At 78.3% G+C, this 3,466-nt stretch carries 2 protein-coding genes; both read left to right on the forward strand.

The window, feature by feature from the left end; all coding sequences use genetic code 11:
- Positions 1–178: 178 nt before the first annotated feature.
- Positions 179–952 (forward strand): ABC transporter ATP-binding protein, encoded by a 774-nt coding sequence (locus ACI79L_RS23885; RefSeq protein ID WP_456939181.1) that lies wholly within the window; start codon positions 179–181, stop codon positions 950–952.
- Positions 953–955: 3 nt separating this feature from the next.
- Entirely contained in the window at positions 956–3,430 is a 2,475-nt protein-coding gene (locus ACI79L_RS23890; RefSeq protein ID WP_456939182.1) for an FtsX-like permease family protein, read from the forward strand.
- The last annotated feature ends 36 nt before the right edge of the window (positions 3,431–3,466 follow it).

The following is a 3,466-nucleotide window of genomic DNA, read 5'->3' on the forward strand; positions in this document are numbered from 1 at the left end:
GCAGAAATGGCCATTTCTGCCGCTCGGGGAGGGGACGTACGACCCGGGGATGACGCCGGGGTCCGCCCGCGGGGGCAGGGACGGCGGACGCGGGATCACCGCTGACGGCGACGCGGGACGACGACGCCGACCGCGAGGGTCTCCGTCGTCCCCAGAAAGCGATCCGCGGAGGTCCCCCGTGTCCGTCCCCGTCATGACCGTCCCCGGCGAGCCGCCGGCGTCGGTGTCGTCCGCCACCGTCCGCGCCACCGGCCTGACCAAGGTGTACGGCTCCGGTGAGACCTCCGTGCGCGCGCTGGACGGCGTCGACGTCACCTTCGCCCGCGGCGGGTTCACCGCGATCATGGGCCCGTCCGGGTCGGGCAAGTCGACGCTCATGCACTGCCTGGCCGGCCTGGACACCGCCACCTCCGGGCAGGTGTTCCTCGGCGACACCGAGCTGACCCGCCTGCGTGACGACGAGCTGACCCGGCTGCGCCGCGACCGGATCGGCTTCGTCTTCCAGGCCTTCAACCTGCTGCCGGTGCTCGACGCGCGGGAGAACGTCGTGCTGCCGATGCAGCTGGCCGGCCGCCGTCCCGACCCGGCCTGGTTCGACGCCGTGATCGCCCGGCTCGGCCTGCGCGAGCGGCTGCGGCACCGCCCCTCGGAGCTGTCGGGCGGCCAGCAGCAGCGGGTGGCCATCGCCCGGGCGCTGCTCCCCCGCCCCGACGTCGTCTTCGCCGACGAGCCCACCGGCAACCTCGACTCCCGCGCCGGCGCGGAGGTGCTCGACCTGCTGCGCAGCAGTGTCCGCGAGACCGGCCAGACCGTCGTCATGGTCACCCACGACCCGACCGCGGCCTCCTACGCCGACCGCGTCGTGCTGCTCGCCGACGGCCGCCCCGCCGGGGAGATCGAGCGGCCCACCGCCGCGTCGGTGCTCGAGGCGCTCCGCGGGCTCGGGGGCTGACCGGTGCTGTCCACCACCCTGGCGAGCCTGCGCGCGCACCTGCCGCGGCTGGTCGCCTCCTGCCTGGCCGTGGTCCTCGCGGTGGCCTTCGTGGTCGCCACGCTCGTGCTCAACGAGACCACCCGCAGCACCGTGCTCACCGCCGCCGGCGCCCGCTACCTGGGGGCCGACGCCGTGGTCACCTCCGACGACGGCGGCTCGCTGCTCGACGACGTCCCCGCGCTCACCGCCCTGGACGGCGTCCGGGCCGTCGCGCCGGAGTGGGAGACCTCGGTGCAGGCGGTCGCGCCCGGCCACACCGGCGCGCAGTACCTGCTCATCGGCGCGGTCGCCGACGACCCCGCGCTGCGCTGGCAGCGGCTGGCCGCCGGCGCGCTGCCCGACCGGCCCGGCGAGGTCGCCGTCAGCGAGCGCGTCGGCGCGGGCGTCGGCGACGTGCTCCAGGTGGCCGGCACCGCCCCGGACGGCACGCAGACCGCCACCCCCGTGACCGTCACCGGGGTGGTCGACCTCGGCGGCGACCCCGAGGCCGGCCTCTACGGCCGCGCCTGGGCCACCCCCGCGCAGGCGCGGGACTGGGGCGCGGCCGACCCGGTCGAGCTGCGGGTCGCCGGTGTCCCGGGCACCGACGCCGACGCCCTCGCCGCCGCGGTGCGCGACGCGCTGCCCGGGCAGGCGCTGACCGTGCGCACGGGCACCGGGCAGGCCGAGGCCCGCGCGGCGTCGATGCTCGGCAACGCCACCGCGCTGGCCGCCGTGCTGCTGGTGTTCGGCACCGTCGCGGTCGTCGTCGCGGGGCTGGTCATCGCCAACACCTTCGCCGTGCTGCTCGCCCAGCGGACCCGCGAGCTGGCGCTGCTGCGCTGCGTGGGCGCCACCGCCCGGCAGGTGCGCCGGGGCGTGCTGGTCGAGGCCGCGGTGACCGGGCTGGCCGCCTCGGCGGTCGGGGTCGGGGCCGGCGTCGGGCTGGCCGCCGCGGTCTCCGCGCTCGCCGGCGGCGTGGACTCCCCCGTGCCGCTGTCCGGGCTGGCGGTGCCGCTCACGGCGGTCCTCGCGGGGCTGGCCGTCGGCACGCTGACCACCCTGCTGGCCGCGCTCGCCCCGGCCCGCGCGGCGACCCGGGTGGCGCCGCTGGCCGCGCTGCGCCCGCTGGACCCCCCGCCCCTGCGCTCCCGCCCGGGCGTGCTGCGCCTGGTGCTCGGGCTGCTCCTGCTCGTGCCCGGGGCGGGGCTGCTCGCGCTGGGCGTGGCGATGTCCACGGTGTTCGTCGCGCTGCCCGGCGGCGTGGCGAGCTTCCTGGGCGTGGTGCTGCTCGCCCAGCGCGGGGTGCCGCCGGTGGTCCGCGCGGCGGGCCGCCTGGTGTCCCGCGTCGGTGGGGTGCCGGCCCGGCTGGCGGCCGGGAACGCCACGCGCAACCCCCGCCGCACGGCCGCGACGGCGACCGCGCTGCTCATCGGCGTCACCCTGACCACCGCGATGGTGGTGGGCACCGCGTCCACCCGGGCGACAGCGACCGCCGGGCTGGCCGCCGCCTACCCCGCCGACGTCGTCGTCGAGGGGCTCGCCGGGGAGCTGCCGGCGTCCCTGCTGGACCGGCTCGGGGAGCTGGACGGCGTCGCGACCGGCACCGCGCTGACCACCGCCGAGCCCGCCGGCCCCGACGGGCAGCCGTGGCGGTCCTACGGCGTGGACGCCGCGACCGCCGTCCCGGCGCTGCGGTCGACGGCCGACCTGCGGCTGCCCCGGCCGGGCGAGGCGCTCGTCCCGGAGTGGCTGGCCGACTCCTGGTCGGTCGGCACGGGCGACCCGGTGCGGCTGTCCCTCGACGGCCGCACGCTCACGCTGCGCGCGGAGGTCGTGGACGGGGACGCGCCGCTGCTGCTCGACGGCGCCGACCTCGCCGCCCTCGCCCCGGACGCCGCGGTCGGCCGGCTGTGGCTGCGGCTGGCCGACGCGGACGCCGACGCGCAGGCCGCCGTCGTCGACACCGTGACCGACACGGTCGGGACGGCGGTGCCCGAGGCGCAGGTGACCGGCGTCGTGAGCCTCCGCCAGCAGATGGACCGGGTGCTCGACGTGCTGCTGCTCGTGGTCACCGGCCTGCTCGGCGTCGCGGTGGTCATCGCGCTGATCGGCGTGGGCAACACGCTGGCGCTGTCGGTGGTGGAGCGGCGGCAGGAGAACGGCCTGCTGCGCGCGATGGGGCTGACCCGGGGCCAGCTGCGCGGGCTGCTCGCGTGGGAGGCGGTGCTGGTCTCGGGGGTGGCCGCGGTGCTCGGCGTCGTCCTCGGCGGGGTCTACGGGGTGAGCGGCACCGCGTCGGTGCTGGGCATGGCCGGCGAGGTCGTGGTCGCGGTGCCGTGGCTGCAGGTCGGCGGGATCGTCGTCGTCGCGACGCTGGCCGGGCTGCTGTCCTCGGTGCTGCCCGCCCGCCGCGCGGCCCGCACCGCCCCCGTCGCCGCGATCGCCGCGGTCTGAGCGTGCACTTCCGCGGATGTGCCCCGGGCACATCCG

The organism is Geodermatophilus sp. SYSU D00684 (assembly GCF_054050455.1).